The organism is Corynebacterium sp. (genome assembly GCF_030152825.1).
Taxonomy (GTDB): Bacteria; Actinomycetota; Actinomycetes; order Mycobacteriales; family Mycobacteriaceae; genus Corynebacterium.
In genome coordinates, this window is sequence record NZ_JASLIP010000007.1 from 1 (window position 1) to 16,520 (window position 16,520).

Annotated in this window: 14 protein-coding genes and 1 pseudogene; 2 read left to right on the plus strand and 13 right to left on the minus strand. The window is 65.3% G+C overall.

The window, feature by feature from the left end; translation table 11 throughout:
* A pseudogene (locus Q1V78_RS01130) lies at nucleotides 1–497 on the minus strand (DoxX family protein); the annotation flags it as partial.
* 233 nt (nucleotides 498–730) lie between these two features.
* On the opposite strand from Q1V78_RS01130, the gene Q1V78_RS01135 reads away from it, so the two are divergent.
* The gene (locus tag Q1V78_RS01135; protein WP_300610715.1) at nucleotides 731–1,777 is read left to right on the plus strand and encodes a glutathione S-transferase C-terminal domain-containing protein; all 1,047 of its coding nucleotides are present in this window, start codon (nucleotides 731–733) and stop codon (nucleotides 1,775–1,777) included.
* Nucleotides 1,778–1,806: 29 nt separating this feature from the next.
* Here Q1V78_RS01135 and Q1V78_RS01140 read toward each other — a convergent pair whose 3' ends face one another.
* The 10 genes from Q1V78_RS01140 to gatC form a co-directional block, all read right to left on the minus strand.
* Entirely contained in the window at nucleotides 1,807–2,751 is a 945-nt protein-coding gene (locus Q1V78_RS01140; RefSeq protein ID WP_300610717.1) for an ABC transporter substrate-binding protein, read from the minus strand.
* Between the two features lie 127 nt (nucleotides 2,752–2,878).
* A complete protein-coding gene (locus tag Q1V78_RS01145) occupies nucleotides 2,879–3,583 on the minus strand; it encodes an ABC transporter ATP-binding protein (protein ID WP_300610719.1) in 705 nt (234 codons plus the stop codon).
* Nucleotides 3,580–4,635, minus strand: coding sequence for an iron ABC transporter permease (locus tag Q1V78_RS01150; protein ID WP_300610721.1), 1,056 nt, complete (start codon nucleotides 4,633–4,635; stop codon nucleotides 3,580–3,582). Before Q1V78_RS01150 ends, Q1V78_RS01145 begins: the two co-directional genes overlap by 4 nt.
* An 85-nt stretch (nucleotides 4,636–4,720) precedes the next feature.
* Nucleotides 4,721–6,352, minus strand: a complete 1,632-nt coding sequence (locus Q1V78_RS01155; RefSeq protein ID WP_300610722.1) for an AMP-binding protein — start codon at nucleotides 6,350–6,352, stop codon at nucleotides 4,721–4,723.
* 132 nt (nucleotides 6,353–6,484) lie between these two features.
* Entirely contained in the window at nucleotides 6,485–7,999 is a 1,515-nt protein-coding gene (gene gatB, locus Q1V78_RS01160; RefSeq protein WP_300610724.1) for an Asp-tRNA(Asn)/Glu-tRNA(Gln) amidotransferase subunit GatB, read from the minus strand.
* Between the two features lie 54 nt (nucleotides 8,000–8,053).
* Nucleotides 8,054–9,088 (minus strand): 6-phosphofructokinase, encoded by a 1,035-nt coding sequence (locus Q1V78_RS01165; protein ID WP_300610727.1) that lies wholly within the window; start codon nucleotides 9,086–9,088, stop codon nucleotides 8,054–8,056.
* 69 nt (nucleotides 9,089–9,157) lie between these two features.
* A complete protein-coding gene (locus Q1V78_RS01170; RefSeq protein ID WP_300610837.1) occupies nucleotides 9,158–10,609 on the minus strand; it encodes an MFS transporter in 1,452 nt (483 codons plus the stop codon).
* Between the two features lie 111 nt (nucleotides 10,610–10,720).
* Entirely contained in the window at nucleotides 10,721–11,401 is a 681-nt protein-coding gene (locus Q1V78_RS01175; RefSeq protein ID WP_300610729.1) for an NUDIX domain-containing protein, read from the minus strand.
* Between the two features lie 81 nt (nucleotides 11,402–11,482).
* Nucleotides 11,483–12,991 carry an Asp-tRNA(Asn)/Glu-tRNA(Gln) amidotransferase subunit GatA gene (gene gatA, locus Q1V78_RS01180; protein ID WP_300610731.1) on the minus strand — a complete coding sequence of 503 codons (1,509 nt, stop codon included), beginning with the start codon at nucleotides 12,989–12,991 and terminating at the stop codon, nucleotides 11,483–11,485.
* A 99-nt stretch (nucleotides 12,992–13,090) separates the two neighbouring features.
* The gene (gene gatC, locus Q1V78_RS01185; RefSeq protein ID WP_070759377.1) at nucleotides 13,091–13,396 is read right to left on the minus strand and encodes an Asp-tRNA(Asn)/Glu-tRNA(Gln) amidotransferase subunit GatC; all 306 of its coding nucleotides are present in this window, start codon (nucleotides 13,394–13,396) and stop codon (nucleotides 13,091–13,093) included.
* A 98-nt stretch (nucleotides 13,397–13,494) separates the two neighbouring features.
* Between gatC and Q1V78_RS01190 the strand changes: the two genes are divergently transcribed.
* On the plus strand, nucleotides 13,495–14,187 hold the full coding sequence (locus tag Q1V78_RS01190) for an amino acid-binding ACT domain protein (RefSeq protein WP_300610735.1): 693 nt from the start codon (nucleotides 13,495–13,497) through the stop codon (nucleotides 14,185–14,187).
* A gap of 72 nt (nucleotides 14,188–14,259) precedes the next feature.
* Here the strand turns inward: Q1V78_RS01190 and ilvA are convergent, their stop codons facing one another.
* Nucleotides 14,260–15,795, minus strand: a complete 1,536-nt coding sequence (gene ilvA / locus Q1V78_RS01195) for a threonine ammonia-lyase, biosynthetic (RefSeq protein ID WP_300610738.1) — start codon at nucleotides 15,793–15,795, stop codon at nucleotides 14,260–14,262.
* Between the two features lie 24 nt (nucleotides 15,796–15,819).
* Complete coding sequence (locus Q1V78_RS01200; protein WP_300610740.1) at nucleotides 15,820–16,491, minus strand: 3'-5' exonuclease; 672 nt, start codon at nucleotides 16,489–16,491, stop codon at nucleotides 15,820–15,822.
* Between the last annotated feature and the right edge of the window lie 29 nt (nucleotides 16,492–16,520).

Sequence of the window (16,520 nt, forward strand, 5' to 3'; positions counted from 1 at the left end):
CGCGGACGGCCCTGCTCAGCGGTCCCCCGCTCTGCCGCCCCTGCAGTGTCAGTCCGCTCCGCTGCGTCCTTGCCCTTGGCCGTGGTCTTAGCGTCAGCCGCTGCGGTGTCGGCCCTCTTAGCCTCGGCAGGCTGCGGACCAGCCGCCTTGGCTGCTGCTGCCTTCGGGGCATCGCCCTTGGCAGCCTTCGCCTGAGCGGAGGCTGGAGACTTGGCGTCACCCGACTTCGCCTTGGGCTTGGCCGCAGTCTTCGCGGTTGGGGCAGCCTTCGCAGCCGGCTTCTTATCCGCGACAGCGGGGCCGTTCTTCACGGTCTTCGCCGCTGGAGCAGCCGGAGACTTCGAGGCACCCTTCGCCGCTGGCTCCGGGGTTGCGCCTTCGTACTCTGGCACATCGATATCGGCGTACGGTTCCGATGCGCGGTCGCTGTGCCCGTAGGGCAAACCTCCAAGCGCCCCCTTCTGGGACTTCCTGCCATTATTCGATGCGTCAGTCATATCCTTAGCCTAAACGAGTTTCCCCAGGAACAGACCGAACAGACGCGGAGTGTCGGAGAACACTGCACCTGCCCAATCGAGCAACTTCCCTAGGATGAAGTGACAAAACCCGCAGCTCAGGCCAGCCAAACCCCCAAGTGGCTGACTTTTGTTGACATATCATCAATAATGGAGGAAGGCCTAGCGGCTCAGGTCTCCAACAGAGCACGCAAATATAGAGGACAGTGAGGGAAATGGCTTACGTTGAATCGGGCGGCGAATTCGACCGCGACATGAACTACATCGACGACCGCATCGTCAAGGACGTCGAAAACTTCGACCCAGGCAACACTGCTTCAGGCAAAGGGCAGGCCTGGCCGGTGAAGCCGAATACCTACCGGCTGATCGCAGCCCGCGCCTGCCCATGGGCACACCGCGCGGTGATCACCCGGCGCCTAATGGGCCTGGAGGATGCGATCTCCCTGGGGCTCACCGGCCCCACCCACGACTGGAAGTCCTGGACCTTCGACCTCAACGAGGATTCCGTCGACCCCGTGCTGAAGATCGGCAAGCTCCGCGACGCTTACCTCAACCGCTACCGGGATTACCCTCGCGGAATCACCGTCCCGGCGATGGTGGACGTCGCGTCGAAGTCCGTGGTCAGCAACGACTTCTTCAGCATCGTCGAGGACCTCGCCACCCAGTGGACCGATTATCAGCGCCCCGGAGCCCCGGACCTCTACCCGGAGGCGTTGCGCGCGGAGATCGACGAGATCAACGAGCGCGTCTTCCGCACCGTCAACAACGGCGTCTACCGCGCAGGGTTCACCGGTTCGCAGGAGGCCTACGAGAAGGCTTTCAACGAGCTCTTCAGCACCCTCGACTGGCTGGAGGAACGACTGAGCAGCCGCCGCTACCTGGTCGGCGATCACATCACGCTGGCGGATGTGTACCTCTACCCCACCCTGATTCGCTTCGACATGGTGTACCACAACCACTTCAAGTGCAATCGAAACAAGATCTCGGAGATGCCGAACCTGTGGGGCTACCTGCGCGACCTCTTCCAGACACCGGGCTTCGGCGACAGCACGAACTTCCAGCAGATCAAGGACCACTACTTCCTGGTCCACACCGATATCAACCCCACCGGAGTGGTGCCGGTCGGCCCAAGCCCGGAGATCTTCTACACCGAGCATGGCCGCGAAAAGCTCCCGGGCAGCCCGTTCGGCGAGGGCACCGCCCCGGGCGCTCCCCAAGGGGAGGACGTACTGGACGGCGACGAGGCCGGCGCCTTCGCCTAAGTTAGCGCTTGGTTTTTAACGCTTCGGCACTAACGCTTGGTGCCAATCTTCTCGGCGACATCCTCCAGCCCCGTGGTGATCTTCGACCCCGCAGAGGCACCCGTGGTCGCCGGGGAGATCAGCTCAACCCGTGCGCCCAGTTCGGCGATCGCCGGCTGGTCCAGAAGGTCTGCGAAGGCCTCCTTGCCCTGCCCGCGGAAGTCTTCGATGAGGATGACGTCCGGGGCGAGCGCGGCGATTCGCTCCGGGTCTGCCGGCGCCGCACCCCGCATGCCCTCAGCCTCGGAGATCAGCTCGCCACCGGCCTCCTTCACCAGGCCGCTGGCCATCGTGGGCGGCGCCATAATCATCTTTTTGCCGCCGCGAGCCATGAGCAGCAGGACGCGGGGCTTGGCCTTCTTGTCCAGTGGGCCCACCATCTCATCGCGTCGCTCGCCGATCTTCGTGCTCAGATCCTGAGCCTTGTTCTGCTCTCCGGTCAGCTCGCCGAGGGTGGTCATGCTCTTCATGAGACTGTCGATGGAGCTCCAGTCGGAGTCCTTGAAAGTGTGAACCTTCACCCCACTGTTGGCGAGCAGGTCCGCGGCGGAGCCCTCGGAACCGTGACGCTCGGTCAGCACCACCAGGTCCGGGTTGAGCGCCAGCACCTGCTCCGGGTCGGCGTGCACCCCGTCGGGAAGCGCGGTTCCGCCCACCGGCTTGCTGCCAGGGGTCGCCGGGGATGCCACGATGCGCTCGTGATCGACGAGCTCCGCGAGCACGCTAGTCGCATCGGAGGACAAGGAGGCGATGCGCTGTGGCTTGGTTACCGCCTCACCGGACTCGGTGGACTCCGCACTGCGGCTTTCCTCCGCACCCTGGGTAGCTTGCGCAGCGACGTCGTCCTCGGCCGAGGAGCAGGCCGCAGCGAAGGTGAACAGTGGCAGGGTCAGCGCGACCAGCGCGCGGCGCCAGTGCTTTCGAGCAGTAGTCATTCTCATCCTTAAAGTCTTTTGTCTTGGGTCTCGGGGCTTAGCTGTAGAGCGCCCCGCCACCGTGGGATTCGGGTTTCGGATTACCCGAGGCAGCGGATAATCCGCCGCCACGCGGTGCAACGCAGTGTCACAGCGGGGTGACCCGCAGGCTCTCCGTGACCGGGTCCGGCCTAATGTCCACCGGGACGCCGTAGACCTCGGATACCAACTCCGGGCAGAGCACCGCCTCGGGCGGTCCCGTGGCCGCCACGTTTCGTTCCGCCATGAGGACGAGCCGGTCGCAGTACCGCGCCGCCAGAGTCAGGTCGTGCAGGACAACCACCACGGTCTTGCCCTGCTGTGCCTGCTCTTGCAGCAGCTTCAGCACCCGCACCTGGTGTTTAAGATCGAGCGCGCTGGTGGGCTCATCGCACAGCAGAACCGGGGTGTCCTGCGCGATCGCGCGTGCGACATGAACGAGCTGGCGCTCGCCGCCAGAAATCTGGTTGACCGATTTCTCCCTCAGGTGCTCGATCCCCACCCTCGCCAGCGCGTGTTCCACAATCCGGCGGTCGGAATCCGTGAACTGTTGGAAGCGGGACACGTGGGGGTGGCGCCCAAATTGGACGACCTCGGCGACGGAGAAGTCGAAGCTCATCGTCGTGTCCTGGGGAACAACCGCCATCTGCCGGGCGCGCTGCCGGTCGGAGGTTCCAGCATCCAGCCAGACCCCGCGCAGCAGCGTCGACTTGCCCGCACCGTTGGGTCCGATGATCCCGGTGACCTGGCCCTGTTCGGCCGAGAAGGCGACGTCGGCGAGGATGCCGGGGACGGTGATGCGAGCGTCGATCATGCCGACCACCCCGCCGGGCGACGGCCACGCAGCAGAAGCCAGAGGAAGATCGGCGAACCAATGAAGGCCACGACCGTTCCGGTCTGCAGCGTCACGGGGGCGAAGAGCATGCGGGCTATCGTGTCTGCTGCCAGTAGAAAGGCCGCACCGGCCAGCGCGGCGGTGGGCAACAAGGCCTTGTGATTCGGGCCGATGATCAGGCGGATAAGATGCGGCACCACGAGCCCCACGAAGCCGATCACGCCGGAGACCGCCACCGCCGACGCGGTGATCAACGCAGCAACCGTAAGCGTGACAACCCGAACCCGGCGCACGTTCACACCAGTGGTGCGGGCAGCCTGGTCGCCCATCAGCAGGATGTTGAGGTCCCGGCTAAAGAACAGCAGAAGCACGATGCCGAGCACGATCGGCAGGCTCGCGATGACGACGTGCTCCCAGGTGCGGGCGACAAGATCGCCGTTGAGCCAGAACGCCACGCCGCGGATATCCGAGTCCGAGGGTGCGTTGGCGATCGCCGCCGCGGTGACCGCACCCAAAAACGCGCTGAGTGCAATACCGACGAGCACGAGGGTGGCCGGCCCTCCCCCGCGCATCGCCGCGGCCAGCTGCACGATGGCCACAGCCCCCAGCGCCCCGAGGAAGGCCGAGGCCGGCAGCGCCCAGGCGGCTACTGCGCTGAATCCGGTGACGATGGCCAGCACCGCGGCAGTCGCCGCCCCGGCAGACACACCGATGATGCCGGGATCGGCCAGCGGGTTGCGGAAGACTGCCTGCATCACGGTTCCGGCCACGGCCAGGGCCGCGCCCACGAGCGCGGCGATGATCGCGCGGGGCAAGCGGATGGCCGCCACGACGTTATAGGCACTCCCCAGTGCCGGATCCTCCTGGGCGCTCTCGCCACGCCCAGTGATCTGCGCCCAGACGCTGGCCAGCACATCCGGCACCGCGATGGTGACCGGCCCGATGGCGAGCGCTGCGATAAAGAGAATTGCCGCCAGGATCGCCGCGATGGCGATTGCTACCGCCGGCGAGCTAAGACGACGTTTCTGCACACCGCGAACCTACATTAATTGATAGCCATTTTCAATATGTGTGCAGGCTAGCGCCCTAGGCCCACCTTCGGTCGCCAAGCAGCCGTTAGTGGATTTTGGCCTCCTGCCCTTGCCACGCCTCGTCACGTAGTTCCTTCTTGCGCACCTTGCCAGTAGAGGTCCGGGGCAGCTCGTCGAGGATGACGATATCCTTGGGCACCTTATAGCCCGCCATATTTACCCGGCAGTGGGCGATGATCGCCTCAGAAATCGCCTCCGGATCATCCCCTCGAGCTTCCGACCGCAGCACCACGTACGCACGCGGCCTCTCGCCCCATTTCTCGTCCGGAACTCCAATGACCGCACAATCAGAGACATCCGGGTAACTGACGATGCCCTGCTCCACCTCGATCGTGGAAATGTTCTCACCGCCACTGACCACCACATCCTTGGCCCGATCCAGCAGCTGAATATAGCCATCGGGGTGCTTGACACCGAGATCGCCGGTGTGGAAATACCCACCCCGGAAGGCGATGCGGGTGGCCTCCTCATCCTCGAAATAACCCGCCATCACCCCATTGCCAGTCATGACGATTTCGCCCATCGTCGCACCATCACTAGGCACCTCGACAATCGAATCATCATCTTCAGCAGTTTGCTCGATGACCAGCACCTCTTCGTTGGTGATCATTGCTACGCCCTGCCGAGCCTTGAGAACCGCACGACGCCGGACAGTCATATCCGACCACGCGCGCTGTGGCTCACAGACGGTAAACGGCCCGTAGGATTCCGTCAGCCCATAAACGTGCGTGACTTCGATGCCTAGATTCTCACACCGAGTGATGATGGTGGGGCTCGGCGGGGCTCCCGCAGTCACGATCCTGAGGTTCTTCACGCGCCGCTTGTTCTCATCATCGACCAGCGTGGTGAGCACCGCGGGAGCGCCACACATGTGAGTGATCCCCTCTTCTGCAATCAGGCGCCACATCTCCGGCCCTCGCACCGCCCGGAGCGCCACCTGGGTTGCCGAAACCGCCATCGTCGCCCAGCCGGTACACCAGCCTGAGCAGTGAAACATGGGCAGCGTCCACAGATAGACGCTGTCGCTGGCGAAATTTTGCGCGTTAACCTCGCCGATGGCGTTGAGGTAGGCCCCGCGGTGCGTATACACGGCGCCCTTCGGCTTACCGGTCGTGCCCGAGGTGTAATTGATCGCAATGGGCTCATTATCGTCGGCCACCCGATAACTTAGGTCCTCGCCTTCCCGGTGGGGCGCGATGAAATCCGCGAAAGAGGGGAACTTCCCGGGCTGGGTGCCGTCCAACTCTGGGATCTCCAGCAGCCGCAGTTCTTCTGGCAGTTCCTCAACCACGCCGACTAGCAGGTCAGCTGCACCGATGAGGATATTAAACCCAGCGTGACCTTGGATATAGGCCACCTCCGCAGCCGCGAGCCGGGTGTTGATAGGCACGGTCGCTCCCCCAGCGAGAGGCACGGCAAACTGCGCCAGCAGAGCCTCGTAGCTATTCGGGGCAAGCACCCCTACCCGGTCGTGCAGCCCCAAGCCGTGGGCCCGCAACGCACGAGCGAAGGCCTCCGCATCCTCTCGGAACTGCCTGAAGCTGATGCGCCGCACTCCGTCGATGCAGGCCGTGGCTTCTGGGAAGACATTGGCGCTGCGCTCTAGGAACCGCAGCGGAGTCAGGGGAACATTCAGACCTCGATACTTAGTTTCCATAACCAACACTCTACATTCTCGCGCCCCCTCAAGGCGAGAGAAAATAAGAAACCTCCGGGCCCGATTTCTCGTGGCCCGGAGGCTTCACGCGACCGCCCGCGCGTCACGCACGCGAGCGGTGGCCGCGCGGTGCTAGTTCAGCTTCTCGGCGATCAGCTTATTGACCTGCGCCGGATCAGCCTTGCCCTTGGTCGCCTTCATCACGGCACCGACGATCGCACCGGTGACCTTCTTATTACCCGCGCGGTACTTCTCCACGATGTCCGGGTTTGCAGCCAGAGCCTCGTCGACGGCGGCCTCGATCGCTCCGTCATCGCGGACGACCTCCAGGCCACGGTCCTTGACCACCTGGTCGACGTCACCCTCCCCTGCCAATACGCCGTCCACGGCCTGGCGGGCGAGCTTGGTGGTCAGCTTGCCTTCCTTGACCAGCTCGATGATGCGAGCGACCTGAGCCGGGGTGATGTCGAGCTGCTCGAGCTCCACGCCCTGCTCGTTGGCCTTCTGCGCCAGGTAGGCCACCCACCAGCTACGGGCATCCGCCGGATCCGCGCCAGCCTCGGTGGTCTCCACGATCAGGTCGAGCGCACCAGCGTTGACGAGGTCGCGCATCTCCGCGTCCGGCAGGTCCCACTCCTTCTGGATGCGGGCGCGGCGGATCCACGGCATCTCCGGCAGGGTCGCGCGGATCTCCTCGACCCACTCCTCCGGGGCCAAGACCGGCGGCAGGTCCGGGTCGTTGAAGTAGCGGTAGTCCGCCATGGACTCCTTCGGGCGCCCCTTCGAGGTGGTGCCGTCCTCCTGGTAGTGGCGGGTCTCCTGCTGGATCTGCACCCCATTGACGAGGCAGGCGGCGTGGCGCTGCATCTCGAAGCGCACGGCCTGCTCCACGGAGCGCAGGGAGTTGATGTTCTTGGTCTCGGTGCGGGTGCCGAACTCCGTGCTGCCCTTCTCGCGCAGGGAGAGGTTCGAGTCCACACGCATGGAGCCCTGATCCATGCGGGCATTGGACACGCCGAGGGCCTTAACCAGGTCGCGCAGCGCGGTGACGTAGGCACGCGCGATCTCCGGGGCGCGCTCGCCAGCGCCCTCGATCGGCTTGGTGACGATCTCGATCAGCGGCACGCCGGCGCGGTTGCAGTCCACCAGGGAGGCAGTCGCGCCGTGGATGCGACCGGAAGCGCCACCGAGGTGGGTCAGCTTGCCGGTGTCCTCCTCCATGTGGGCGCGCTCGATCTCAACGCGCCACTCGGTGCCGTCATCGAGGACGACGTCCAGGTAGCCGTCGTAGGCGATCGGCTCGTCGTACTGGCTGATCTGGTAGTTCTTCGGCTGGTCTGGGTAGAAGTAATTCTTGCGCGCGAAGCGGGAGTACGGCGCGATCTTGCAGTTCAGCGCAAGCCCGATCTTGATGGCCCACTCCACACCCTGCTTGTTGACGACCGGCAGTGCGCCCGGCAGACCCAGGCTGCACGGGTCCACGTGGGTATTCGGATCCCCGCCGAAGGCCGCGGTCGAGGTGGAGAACATCTTGGTGTTCGTGGACAGCTCGACGTGGACCTCCATTCCCATCACGGGTTCGAAGCGCTCCAGCACTTCGTCGAAATCCATCACATCGTCGGAATAGTCATACAACTGCGCAGTCATGGCGCCCATCTTAGTACCTTTGCCACCGGTCATCTGTAATCGGCTCGGGTGCTTTTAGCCCAGCAGGCCCTGGAGGTTTTGGTAGCGGTAGTCCGGCACGGACTTCACCCGCCCGACGGCCTGCTCGAAGTCGATGAGGTCGATTTTCTCGCCGTGCAGGGCGGCCACCTTGCCGGTCCTGCCCTCCATCACCGCGCGGGTCGCGTTGACACCACAGCGGGTGGCCAGCACGCGATCGAACGCGGTTGGGGTACCGCCGCGCTGCATGTGCCCCAGCACGGAGGATCGCACCTCGACGCCCATGCGCTTCTCCACCGCGCGGGCGACCTGGTAGCCCATGCCTCGCATCTTGACGTGGCCGAACTCGTCGAGCTCGTTTTCCTCGCCGATCCCGTCCAGGGGCCCGCCGACGGGCCGGGCCCCCTCGGCCACGCAGATGATGCCGTAGCGCTCGCCCTGCTCGAAGCGCTTCTCCATACGCCCGCAAACCTCGTCGATGTCGAAGGGAAACTCCGGCAACAGCACGTCGTGGGCGCCACCGGCCATGCCGGCGTGCAGCGCGATCCACCCGGTGTGGCGCCCCATGACCTCCACGATCATGACGCGCTTGTGGGACTCCGCCGTGGTGTGCAGCCGGTCGATCGCCTCGGTGGCCACCGCGACAGCAGAGTCGAAACCGAAGGTGTAGTCCATGCCGTCGACGTCGTTGTCGATGGTCTGCGGGATGCCGACGACCGGGATGCCGTTCTGGTACAGAAACTGGGCACCGCGCAGGGTGCCATCGCCGCCGATCGGGATGAGGGCGTCCACCTCGTTTTCCGCCAGGTTGGCTTTGATCGTGTCGATCTGTGCCTTGAACTTATCGGGGTGCAGGCGGCCGGTGCCAAGGATGGTGCCGCCGTAGCGGATGATGCGGTCAATGTAGGCGTCGTCGTAGAGCGGGACCGTGCGGTTTTCCACCAGGCCCTGGTAGCCGTCCTCGAAACCGATGACGTCGACGCCGGCCGCCCCGGCGGTGCGGACCACACCACGGATCACGGCGTTGAGTCCGGGGCAGTCGCCACCACTGGTCAAAATTGCAATGCGCATATAAAAGTGTTCCTCCCGAGCTGCGTCGCGGGCGGTTGTCAGGCCGTTGTTCCGCCCACGCCAGCCACACTAGTTGCGGTGAGCCGGTCCTGGCTCGGATTTTCCGGACGCCATCGTGGCCACGAGCCCGACCAGCAGCGCAGCCGCAATCGGGAGCATGGACTGGCCGAAAGCGTGCGCAATGGCCTCCGGCCCCTCGGTCGCGTAATGCGGCAGTCGAATCTGGATGACGGCCCCCACCACCGCCACGCCGGTGACCGCGCCGACCTGCCGGATGGTGTTGTACGCCCCGGAGCCCGCACCCGCCAGCGTCGCGGGGAGGTCCCGCAGCGTCATGGCGGAGTTCGGGGACCACACGGCGGAGTTGCCCACCCCGAGCAGGAGCATCGGCACGATGATGGCGGCAGGCGCAGCGCCCGGGCGCAGGACAAGGTAGAGCCCCACGATGCCGGCGACCATGAAGAAAAAGCCAGTCACCGCGAGCGGGCGGGCGTCCATCCGGTCGATGAGCCAGCCGACGAACGGGGACAGCGGGAGCGCCAGCAGAGACATCGGCACCACGTAGAGCACCGCGGTCATCGCAGACAGGTGGTGAACCTGCTGCAAGTACATCATCAGCGGCAGCATCATGCTGGCCGTGGCAAAGCCCATCGTGAAGATCGCGACGTTACCCATCGAGAAGCTGCGGCGGGAAAACAAGGTGGTGGGCAGGACGGCGTCCCGGTTGGCGGAGCCCGCGGCGTGGGTCAACCGGGACTGGCGGCGGAAGAACAGCGCGCCGACGAGAACGCCGGCCAGCACCAGGGCCCAGATCCACCACGCCCAGCTGACCGTCTCACCCTGCTGGATCGCGAAGATGATCAGGCTGACCGAGACCATGGACAGCAGCATGGACGGCCCGTCGATCGGCTTGTCCGTCGGCTCGAACGGCGGGACCCACAGCGCGACCAGCACGATCGACACGATGCCGATGGGCACATTGACCAGGAAGATCCAGTGCCAGTTCAGGGAGGAGGTGATGACCCCGCCGAGGATCGGCCCCAGCATCGTGGACAGGCCGGCCACCGCGCCCCACACGCCGAGGGCCGCGCCACGCTTCTCGCGCGGGAAGACCCGGTTGATCACGGACATGGTCTGCGGGGTCAGCAGTGCCGCGCCCAGGCCCTGCACCGCTCGGGAGAGGATCAGCCATTCGATGGTCGCGGAATAGCTGCAGGCCAGCGAGGACAGGGTGAAGATCACCATGCCCACGATGTAGACGTTCTTCGGCCCGTATCGGTCCCCCAGCCTGCCGGTGACCAGCAGGGGAACGGCGAAGAAGAGCAGGTAAATCGAGGTCACCCAGATGACCTGGTTATAGCTGGCATTCAGCTGATCCTGCAGGTCGGGGGTGGCCACCGCGACGATGGTCTGATCCAGAAGGATCATAAAGAAGCCGACGCACAGGGCGATCAGCGAGCGCCACGCGCCTCGGCTTTCCAGGGGTAGCTCCGGGTATTTTTGCTCAGTCACAGCCCCTATCTAATCATTCAAGTGGCTGTTCGTGGCCCCGACTCGGGGTTCTCCCCTCCCCCGCGCGAGCCGGTGGGCCCTGTAGCTGCACCTCCCGGAAGCAGCTGCGAGCACGCGCGGCTAGAACATGTCGAGGTCGCGGATTTTCGCGCGCAGCTCGGGCAGGCTAGCGCGGAACTCGGGCATGAGGTCGAGCTCCTCCAGCTTGGACAGTGGCTGCCAGCGCAGGTCCTTGGACTCCTCGGTGGGGGCCAGTTCCAGCGGGTAGGGGGCGCGGCCGATCACGGTGGTGTAGCGCCACTCCTTGACCGTGTCGTCGGGCACCTCCCACCAGAACTTGGCGCCAAGGCCGAACACGGCACGCCCGCCGTGGACCGGGTGATAGATCGGGTTATCCAGCAGCGCCTGGCGCACATCACCGTCGCGCTCGATCATGGCGCGCACGGGGTCGAGCAGGTGCTGGTCTTGTGGGCGGACCGCCTCCCGGCGCAGGACGTGGTCGAGCTCCACGCGGGAGGTCACCACGGTATCCACGACCGTCACATCGTTCGGGTCGATCCCGGTTTCCTCCCAGGTCTCCCGCTTCGCGCCCTCCTCGGGAGTTTCCCCATAATCGATCGCCCCGCCCGGCATCGCCCAGGTGTCCCCGCGGTTGGTCCACCATGCGCGGTGCTGCATGAGGACGACCGGCTCCTCCGAACCCTCGGATGGAGCGCAGAGGAACAGCCCGGCGGCCCCCAAGGTCCCCCACCTGCGGGAACCATCGACGCCAATTGCCCAGCCATCACCCATAGTAACCATAGGGTCTACTGTACGCCAGCGGCCCCGCACCCAAATCGAATCTGGGTGCGGGGCCGAAAGCTGAGCTGCTGATCCGAGGACTTAGCTCTCGCGGCCTGCCTCGAAGGCGGAGCCGACGCGGTAGATGCTCTCCTCGCCGTGGGCCGGGCCCATCAGCTGCAGGCCGGTTGGCAGCTGGGTATCGCTGCCCAGGCCGCCCGGAACGGACATGCCGCAGACACCGGCGAGGTTCAGCGGGAGGGTGAACAGGTCGAAGAGGTACATCTGCAGCGGATCGTCGACCTTCTCGCCCAGCTTGAAGGCGGTGCTCGGGGTGGTCGGTGCTGCGATGACGTCCACCTGCTCGAAGGCCTTGGCGTAGTCCTGCGCGATGAGGTTACGCACGCGCTGGGCCTGCAGGTAGTAGGCGTCGTAGTAGCCGACGGACAGGGCGTAGGTGCCCAGCATGATGCGGCGCTTCACCTCCGGACCAAAGCCCTGCGCGCGGCTCAGGCTCATGACCTCATCGGCGCTGCGGGTGCCGTCGTCGCCGGCGCGCAGGCCGTAACGCATCCCGTCAAAGCGGGCGAGGTTGGAGGAGATCTCGGAGAACTGGATCAGGTAGTAGGCATTCAGCGCGTGGTCGAAGTTCGGGCAGTCGACCTCCACGAGCTCCGCGCCCTGGGACTTCAGCTGCTCCAGGTTGGCCTCGTAGCGCTCGCGCACGCCCGCCTGCAGGGCTTCTGCCTGCTGGAACTGCTTGACCACACCGACCTTCACGCCCTTGAGGTCACCGTTCGCACCCAGCTTGGCGGCTGCGACGACGTCGGCGATCTCGTGGCGGGAGGACGTGGCGTCGTTCTGGTCGAAGCCCGCAATCACCTGGTGCAGGCGGGCGGTGTCCTCGACCGTACGGGCCGCCGGGCCACCCTGGTCCAGGGAGGATGCGCAGGCGATGAGGCCGTAACGGGAGACGGTGCCATAGGTCGGCTTCACACCCACGGTGTTGGTCAACGCAGCCGGCTGACGGATAGAGCCGCCCGTGTCGGTGCCGATGGCCAGCGGCGCCATGCCCGCAGCCAGCGCGGCGGAGGAGCCACCACCGGAACCACCCGGGGTACGCTCCAGATCCCATGGGTTGCGGGTCGCGCCATAAGCGGAGTTCTCCGTGGAGGACCCCATCGCGAACTCGTCCATGTTGGTCTTACCCAGGATCGGGATGCCAGCGCTGCGCAGACGCAGGGTCAGCGTCGCGTCGTAGGGGCTAATGTAGCCCTCGAGCATCTTCGAGCCCGCGGTGGTGGGCGCGTCGGTGGTGACGAAGGCATCCTTCAGCGCGAGCGGCACGCCGGCCAGGCTCGAGGTCGGCGTATCACCAGCGGCGATGGCGGCGTCGACGTTGTGGGCGGCAGCCAGTGCCTCGTCGGCGTTGACGTGAATGAAAGCGTTGATCTCCCCATCAACGTCGCTAATGCGGTCCAGGTGAGCCTGGGTCACCTCGACAGAGCTGATTTCCCGCGAGTGAATCTTCTCTGCCAGTTCGGCGGCGGTCCAGGTCGTGAAGTCGGAGTCCGTACGCTCCCCGACCGTCAGGCGCTGAGCTTCAGTCATCAATAGTCCTTTGAGCTGTAATCATCGGCAGCGTGGGTGCGCTGCGTGGAGTTGGTGTTGTTATTCCGGCGTGCCAGCCAGGCACAAAGCTAAGGCAGATTAGTCGGCGAGGATCTGCGGAACCTGGAAGCGCTGATCCTGCACTGCCGGTGCTTGGTCCAGGGCCTGCTCGGCGGTCAGCACGGGCATGACGACGTCCTCGCGCATCACGGAGACGGCACCGTCGACGTTCTGAGTCGGGTGGCTCAGTGGCTCAACGCCCTCGGTATCGACCTTAGAGATCGCGGCGACATGCTCGATGATGTCGTCGATCTGGTCTGCGTAGCTCTGCAGCTCATCCTCCGGGATCTCGAGGCGTGCCAGCTTGGCCAAGTGGGCAACATTTTCGCGGGAAATTTCAGACATGCCCATAACTCTAGTCAAGGGCGTGCACGTTCACCTAGCATGCCCCGGCCAGAAAAGAACTCCTTAAGTTTTCCGCACGGGTCGCTAGACTTTGGGGCATGTCTTACTTAATGCGCGTGCGCGTACCCGATTCGCCCGGCGCCCTCGGCAAGATCGCCCAGGCGCTCGGCAACGTCGACGGCAACATCCAAGGCGTCGACATCGTCGGCTACGACGAAGACGACTCCCTGAACAACGAGATCGTCGTCGTTGACGACATCGTCGTGGACCTGCCCCACGGCACGTTGCCGGACGTCTTGATCACCGCAGCCCAGGAAGTCGAGGGCGTGTTCGTCGACTCCATCCGCCCGTTCTCCGGCTCGATCGACCGCCGCGGCCAGGTGCAGATGCTGGCCTCCATCGCGGCGCTGCGCTCCCGCCGCGCTGAGGCCCTGGAGACGCTGATGGCGGATCTGCCGCGCTCCATGTCCGCGGGCTGGGCCATCGTGTTGGATACCGCGCCCCGTACCCACCGCATCGCGGCCTCGAGCGCTGCTCCTGAAGACAACGGCCAGGAGCTGGACTCGGCGCCCGTGTGCGAGGCTCGGGTTCTCAACCCCGAGCAGGAGGACTGGATTCCCGAGCCTTGGGCGGTCATGGACTCCTCGCTTGCCGCCACCCCCATCGAGGGTTCCTCGCTAATCCTCATCGTGGGTCGCCCAGGCGGCCCGGACTTCCTGCTCTCCGAGGTGGAGCACCTGCGGCAGCTGGGCTGCATCTTGGGCGCGCTATTTTGCGCCGACAATGACTAGTGGCCGGGAACTACTGGCTCAGGACTAGTGGCCCAGAACTGATGAACCCGATCCGGGCCATTGCCGGGCCGACTAGGCCTGGAGGAAGAACTGGTATGCCGGGCTGGAGCTGACCTCCGTCGCGTGGTAGCCCAGCTTCTCCAGGTGCTCCGAGAAGTCCGCGTCCCCCTCGACGTTCTCGAATGCGGCGAGTACGCGGCCGTAGTCCATGCCGATGCTGCGGTAGTGGAACGCGGAGACGTTCCAGCGGGTGCCCAGCACCTCGAGGAAGCGGATCAGCGCACCCGGGTGCTCCGGGAACTCGAAGGCGAACACGCTCTCGGACACCGCGTGCGGCGGCTGGCCGCCGATCATGTAGCGAATGTGCTCCTTGGCGACCTCATCCTCGGACAGGTCGACCACGCCATATCCCGCGGCCTCCAGGTCCGCCTGGATGGAGGCCCGCTCCTGGTGGCCGGACTTCAGCTGCACACCGACGAAGATCTTCGCCGGCTGGTCGTTTTCGCCCACGCGGTAGCTGAACTCGGTGACCGCGCGGCTGCCCAGCACCGTGCAGAAGTCCAGGAACGCACCCTTGGCCTCGGGGATGGTCACACCGAACAGCGCCTCGCTGCCCTCGCCGAGCTCGGAGCGCTCGGAAACGTAGCGCAGCGAGTGGAAGTTCACGTTCGCGCCCGAGAGCACGTGGACCAGTGTCTCATCGCTGACCTCGTGCTCTGCGCAGAAGCGCTTCAGCCCCGCCAGGGCCACCGCACCGGCGGGCTCGGCGATCGCGCGGGTGTCGTCGAAGATGTCCTTGATCGCCGCGCTGATCTCGTCGGAGCTAACGGTCACGACCCCATCCAGCCACTTGTTGAGGATGCGGAAGGTCTCGTCGCCGATGCGCTTGACCGCCACGCCCTCGGCGAACAGGCTCGTGTACGCCAGATCCACCGGTTCGCCAGCCTCCTTGGCTGCCTCGAAGCAAGCGGACTCCTCCGGCTCCACGCCGATGACCTGGATCTCGGGATTCAGCTGCTTGAGCAGGATCGCCACGCCGGCGGCCAGCCCGCCGCCCCCGATGGGCACGAACACGCGGTCGATCTCCGGGACATCCTGGAAGATCTCCAGGCCAATCGTCCCCTGGCCGGCGATGACTGCCTCGTCGTCGAAGGGCGGTACGAAGACCATGCCCTCGGTCTCGGAGAGCTCGATGGCCTTGGCCTTAGCCTCGTCGAAGTTTGCGCCGTGCAGCAGCACGCTGCCGCCGAATCCCTGCACGGCCGCGACCTTGATCTGCGGGGTGATCTCGGGCATGACGATGGTTGTCTGGATGCCCAGCTCGCTGCCGGACAGTGCCACGCCCTGCGCGTGGTTGCCCGCCGATGCGGCGACGACGCCCCGGCTGCGGTCCGCCGGGCTGAGCTGCGCCATGCGGTTGAACGCGCCACGGATCTTGAAGCTGTGCACCGGCTGCAGATCTTCGCGCTTGACGAGCACCCGGTTGTTCAGGCGCTTCGACAGCGACGGCATCGCGTCGGTGGAGGTGTGCTTGGCCGCCCGGTAGACCGGGGCGGCCACGATGTCCTTGAGGTAATCAGCTGCGGTGGGGTGTGGTGAGGAAGACATGTTTTGAAATTATAGGCGCCCGGCCTATTGCAGCGGCCAGCTGGTGTTCACGTTGGCGTCGCGCCCCTTGGACCGGAAGTACTCCGCCAGGCTGGACTGTTGCTCGTAGTACCAGGTGGACTGGTCCAACATGAGCTTGTCGGCGCTCATCTGGGTCAGCTCCGGGTGCTCGCGGGCAATCTTCCACGCCACCCGCGCCGCGGCGATCGCGTCGGCGGTGGCCTCGTGCGCATTGTCAAGAGCCACCTCGTAGTGCTCGCAAACCGCCCCCAGGGTGCGCTTGCCCTTGCGGTACTGATCGAAGTGGCGATCCAGCAGCAGCGGGTCGATGACCGGGCCGTCCACGGTGAAGCTCGGGTCTTGGCTGCGCAGCACCGTCAGATCATAGGGCGCATTGAAGACCACGAGGGTCGCGCCCTCCTCCCAGCCCTGCCGGATCGCCCGGATCGTCTCCGCCAGGACCTCGTCGTGAGGCTTACCGTGCTCCCGTGCGTATTCGGTGGTGATGCCGTGCACCGCGCTGGCCTGCTCGGGGATCTCGACGCCTGGGTCGGCGAGCAGTTCGACGTCTTCCACCTGGCTGCCACGGATGCGCACCATGGCGCTGGTCACGATGCGGGCGGACAGTGGATTGGTGCCGGTGGTCTCTAGGTCGAAGCTCAGCATGTGAGCCGGGTTGAAATGCGCTGCGGTCATGATCCTTACTTTAACCGGAGCGCCAGACA

Coding starts and splice junctions, on each gene's coding strand:
- Q1V78_RS01155 (WP_300610722.1), bottom strand. CDS start 6,352: ATGGAAACTAAGTATCGAGGTCTGAATGTTCCCCTGACTCCGCTGCGG.
- Q1V78_RS01145 (WP_300610719.1), bottom strand. CDS start 3,583: ATGATCGACGCTCGCATCACCGTCCCCGGCATCCTCGCCGACGTCGCC.
- ilvA (WP_300610738.1), bottom strand. CDS start 15,795: ATGTCTTCCTCACCACACCCCACCGCAGCTGATTACCTCAAGGACATC.
- gatB (WP_300610724.1), bottom strand. CDS start 7,999: ATGACTGCGCAGTTGTATGACTATTCCGACGATGTGATGGATTTCGAC.
- Q1V78_RS01190 (WP_300610735.1), top strand. CDS start 13,495: ATGTCTTACTTAATGCGCGTGCGCGTACCCGATTCGCCCGGCGCCCTC.
- Q1V78_RS01200 (WP_300610740.1), bottom strand. CDS start 16,491: ATGACCGCAGCGCATTTCAACCCGGCTCACATGCTGAGCTTCGACCTA.
- gatA (WP_300610731.1), bottom strand. CDS start 12,991: ATGACTGAAGCTCAGCGCCTGACGGTCGGGGAGCGTACGGACTCCGAC.
- Q1V78_RS01140 (WP_300610717.1), bottom strand. CDS start 2,751: ATGACTACTGCTCGAAAGCACTGGCGCCGCGCGCTGGTCGCGCTGACC.
- Q1V78_RS01135 (WP_300610715.1), top strand. CDS start 731: ATGGCTTACGTTGAATCGGGCGGCGAATTCGACCGCGACATGAACTAC.
- Q1V78_RS01165 (WP_300610727.1), bottom strand. CDS start 9,088: ATGCGCATTGCAATTTTGACCAGTGGTGGCGACTGCCCCGGACTCAAC.
- Q1V78_RS01175 (WP_300610729.1), bottom strand. CDS start 11,401: ATGGTTACTATGGGTGATGGCTGGGCAATTGGCGTCGATGGTTCCCGC.
- gatC (WP_070759377.1), bottom strand. CDS start 13,396: ATGTCTGAAATTTCCCGCGAAAATGTTGCCCACTTGGCCAAGCTGGCA.